Annotated in this window: 2 protein-coding genes and 2 pseudogenes; 3 read left to right on the forward strand and 1 reads right to left on the reverse strand. The window is 75.6% G+C overall.

Features of this window, described 5'->3' with window-relative positions; genetic code table 11:
- Both B9S61_RS00860 and B9S61_RS00865 read left to right on the forward strand, forming a co-directional pair.
- A pseudogene (locus B9S61_RS00860) lies at window positions 1-228 on the forward strand (DNA-3-methyladenine glycosylase 2 family protein); the annotation flags it as partial.
- 2 nt (window positions 229-230) lie between these two features.
- Complete coding sequence (locus tag B9S61_RS00865) at window positions 231-725, forward strand: methylated-DNA--[protein]-cysteine S-methyltransferase (protein WP_103540456.1); 495 nt, start codon at window positions 231-233, stop codon at window positions 723-725.
- Window positions 726-799: 74 nt separating this feature from the next.
- Here the strand turns inward: B9S61_RS00865 and B9S61_RS00870 are convergent, their stop codons facing one another.
- Window positions 800-1,282 carry a DUF456 domain-containing protein gene (locus B9S61_RS00870; RefSeq protein ID WP_103540455.1) on the reverse strand — a complete coding sequence of 161 codons (483 nt, stop codon included), beginning with the start codon at window positions 1,280-1,282 and terminating at the stop codon, window positions 800-802.
- Between the two features lie 181 nt (window positions 1,283-1,463).
- Here B9S61_RS00870 and B9S61_RS41925 point away from each other — a divergent pair.
- Window positions 1,464-1,703, forward strand: a pseudogene (locus B9S61_RS41925) (hypothetical protein); the annotation flags it as partial.

Below are 1,703 nucleotides of genomic sequence, written 5' to 3' on the forward strand. Positions count from 1 at the left end.
GCCCTCGCCGACGGCACCGTACGCCTCGGTCCCGGCGCCGACCGGGACACCGCCCGGGAGGCGCTCACCGCCGTTCCCGGACTGGACGCACGGACGATCGCGGCGATCCGCACCCGCGCCCTCGGCGACCCGGACGTGGCCCCGCCCGGCCCGGACGCCCCCGACAGCTGGCGCCCCTGGCGCTCGTACGCCCTGAACCACCTGCGTGCCGCAGGAGAGCTGGAGTGATCATGGAAACCGTGACGTACTGGACGAGTGTCGGCAGCCCCGTCGGACCGCTGCTGCTCACCGCCGCCCCGACCGGCGAGCTGACCTCCCTCTCCGTCACCGGCCAGAAGGGCGGGCGCGCCGTGCTCGACGACTGGCGGCACGATCCCGGACCGTTCCGCGAGGCCGAACGCCAGCTCGCGGCGTACTTCGCCGGGGAGCTGAAGGAGTTCCGGCTGGCCATGAGCGCCGTGGGCACACCGTTCCGCGAGAAGGTGTGGGCCGCGCTCGACGACGTCCCGTACGGGGCGACCGCCTCCTACGGTGAGATCGCGGCGCGGATCGGCGCGTCCCGGCCCGCCGTACGCGCGGTCGGCGGCGCGATCGGCGCCAACCCCCTCCTCATCGTGCGCCCCTGCCACCGGGTGATCGGCTCCGACGGCTCCCTCACCGGGTACGCGGGCGGGCTGGAGCGGAAGGTACGGCTGCTGACCCACGAGGGCGCGCTGCGGCCGTGAGGGGCCGGAAGGCGGGGGCAGGGAGGGGTGCCGAGGGGGTGCGGAGGGGGCTCAGGCAGGGGGGTGGGCCGCGGTCAGCCCCCGAACACCGCGCCCAGCCACGCCGCCGCGATCAGCTGGCAGGCGAAGAGCTCCGTCAGCAGGCTCCAGCCCCCCGAGCGCATCGCCGTGCGCGTCGCGGCCACCGCCTCGCCCCGGCGCCCGAGCCGGAGCCGCTCATGGAGGTAGATCCCGCCGACGAAGCCCGGGAGCGCGCCGAGCACGGGCAGCAGGACGAAGCCGAGGAACGAACCGCACCCCGCGTACGCCAGCAGCCGGGCGTCGACGCCGCCCTCGCGGAGTCTGCGGGGCGGCAGGGCCCAGCGCACCACCTGGGACAGGAACAGCACGACGGTCGCGCCCACGCACACCCACCACGCGACGGGCTGCGGATCCTTCAGCGCCCACCACAGGACCGCGGCCCACACCAGCCATGACCCGGGCACCCCTGGCAGCAGCACTCCGCACAGGCCGAGGAGGAGCACCAGTCCGGCCATGAGGAGGTCCCACGCTCCCATCTGTCCAGAGTGCCGGAGCCGGACGAGCGGCGCAGAACGGGGCGCCGCCACGGCCCCCTCCCGCACAGCTCGCACAGCCGTCCCGCCCTTCACCCGGGAGGCCGTCCCGTAGGTGCCGCCGGACGGGGATTTTTGTGGATGCCCCGTTTTCAACCGGCCCGTCCGGGCGACAATCGGGGGCATGAGTCAGCAGGGGGGAACGCCCACCGGCCCCGAGGACGACTGGTGGGGGCAGCTGTACGACGACGCGGCCGACGACACGGGCCCCGCACCGGCACCCGATTCCCTGGACGACCGCTTCGCCTCGGCGTCCGACGCGCTGGACACCGGCCGGCCGTCCCCGACGCCCGCGACGAGACTCCCCGCACCCCGTCCGTCGGCCGCCGCGCCCACCCGGGCCCCGTGGGAGCCTCCGCCCGCC

The organism is Streptomyces sp. SM1 (genome assembly GCF_002910825.1).
Classification (GTDB): domain Bacteria; phylum Actinomycetota; class Actinomycetes; order Streptomycetales; family Streptomycetaceae; genus Streptomyces; species Streptomyces okerensis.

What these genes read in the sequence shown, in the direction of transcription:
- B9S61_RS00865 (WP_103540456.1), top strand. Translation starts at nt 231, where the DNA reads ATGGAAACCGTGACGTACTGGACGAGTGTCGGCAGCCCCGTCGGACCG.
- B9S61_RS00870 (WP_103540455.1), bottom strand. Translation starts at nt 1,282, where the DNA reads ATGGGAGCGTGGGACCTCCTCATGGCCGGACTGGTGCTCCTCCTCGGC.